The organism is Aeromonas sp. 1HA1 (assembly GCF_029237385.1).
Classification (GTDB): domain Bacteria; phylum Pseudomonadota; class Gammaproteobacteria; order Enterobacterales; family Aeromonadaceae; genus Aeromonas; species Aeromonas popoffii.
Window position 1 is genome coordinate 1 of record NZ_JAACGC010000160.1, and the last position, 1,446, is coordinate 1,446.

Annotated in this window: 2 protein-coding genes and 1 pseudogene; all 3 read right to left on the reverse strand. The window is 64.2% G+C overall.

Translation table 11 applies throughout. The features are described from left to right. A partial coding sequence (locus tag GWQ22_RS21330; RefSeq protein WP_275931607.1) for a baseplate J/gp47 family protein occupies positions 1 to 691 on the reverse strand: 691 nt, incomplete at its 3' end. Next, on the reverse strand, positions 688 to 1,011 hold the full coding sequence (locus GWQ22_RS21335) for a DUF2590 family protein (protein WP_275931608.1): 324 nt from the start codon (positions 1,009 to 1,011) through the stop codon (positions 688 to 690). The genes GWQ22_RS21335 and GWQ22_RS21330, both read right to left, overlap by 4 nt. 34 nt (positions 1,012 to 1,045) lie before the next feature. Beyond that, positions 1,046 to 1,446: pseudogene (locus GWQ22_RS21340) on the reverse strand (phage tail tape measure protein); the annotation flags it as partial.

Below are 1,446 nucleotides of genomic sequence, written 5' to 3' on the forward strand. Positions count from 1 at the left end.
TGGAGCGGTAAATGGCGTCGATGTGATAACGCCCCACCGCCGAGAACTGGTTCTGGATGCGCAGGCCCAAAGCGTCATTGCCCTCGGCATCGGCGCCCTGGGTGGTTATCCACTCCCTGTCATCGTTGCGGGCCGACAGGATGCCGGTCACCGGTTCGCTGAGCAGGTTGTAATAGCCCGGCGCCAGATTCCAGGCCGCGCCCGGGAACTCTGCCTCGCACACCACCCGGGCCACCGCTTCGCCGGCCGGGCTCACCACCGTCTGCAAGGGCCGCAAACGGTAGATGGTGCCGTTGATGCGCTCGGTGGTGACCCAGATATCGGCCGGGATGGTGACCGCTTCGCTGGGGTTGGCCTTGACGAAGTTGACCAGGCCCCGGGTGGTCTGGGCGGGTTTGCGGGTCAGGTCCACGTCCCAGGCCTTGAGGTCAAGATAGGCATCGGTGGCAGTGGCCGCGAAGGTGTTGGGCAGCACATGGCCCGCCAGCAGGGTGCGGATAAGCCACAGCGCCGGCGTTATCACCACCCCGCGCACCAGCCGCCAGAAGGGGCTCACATCGCTGTCATTGGTGATGAGGGAGCCGGCGGCCACCACCTCCTGTTTGAGCTCGGTCTCCATGGCCTGCTCGGTGGTCGGGACGCCGGTCTCGGCCAGCAGGGCCATAAAGTCCACGGTCGGGCGCAGGTTCACAGGGTTACCTCCAGTTCGCCGAATTCATAGGTGCGGGCGGTGACCAGGAGCCGGTCCGGGGCCTCTTCACGGATGAGGATGGTGCCGGGCACCAGCCGCTCGTCGTCTTCTACCAGCAGTTCAATCTCGGTCATCACGTCGCTGCGCAGGGTCGGGCTGCGCTCGCCGATGAGCTTGCGGGCGAGCCCGGACTCCATGATGCGGTGTTTGATGTCCTGACCGATGCTGTGGCGGTCCTGGGTGGTGCGGGGCTGGCCGCCGGCATCGAGCTGCCAGGCGCCGTTCACCACCAGGATGTCGATGTACTTGGGCTCATTCATCTACGTTGTGCTCCTATCATCCGCGCTGCGCTCCTCATCCGCGTTGCTCGACCCATGCGCTTTTCTCCAACTCTTCGGGCGTCATGGGGTTTTGGTTGGTGATGTGCACTTCGCCGATGTGCAGCGACTTGGTCGGCTTCTGGTTGGCAGAGCTGGCAGCCGCGTTAGCCTGGATCAGTTGTTGGCCCAAGCCCCCGGCTGGCACCGCGCTCTGGTCTTGCTGGCGGTAGCGGGCAAGTGGGCTATTGATGACGCCCGCTTGTTGTTCCTCGGCTTGTGAGCGCAGGTACTTGGGCAAGATATCGCCTTCCAGTGCGCTGGTATCGATGTCGATGCCGGGGATCAAGCTCATGGCATCCAGCGCCTGTTTCACCAGCCAGATCAACGCCCGCCACGGTGTGAGCAGGGTATCGAACACCTTGCCGAGGATGTCCC

Excerpts from the sequence above, each read along its gene's own strand:
- GWQ22_RS21335 (WP_275931608.1), bottom strand. The coding sequence starts at position 1,011 with ATGAATGAGCCCAAGTACATCGACATCCTGGTGGTGAACGGCGCCTGG.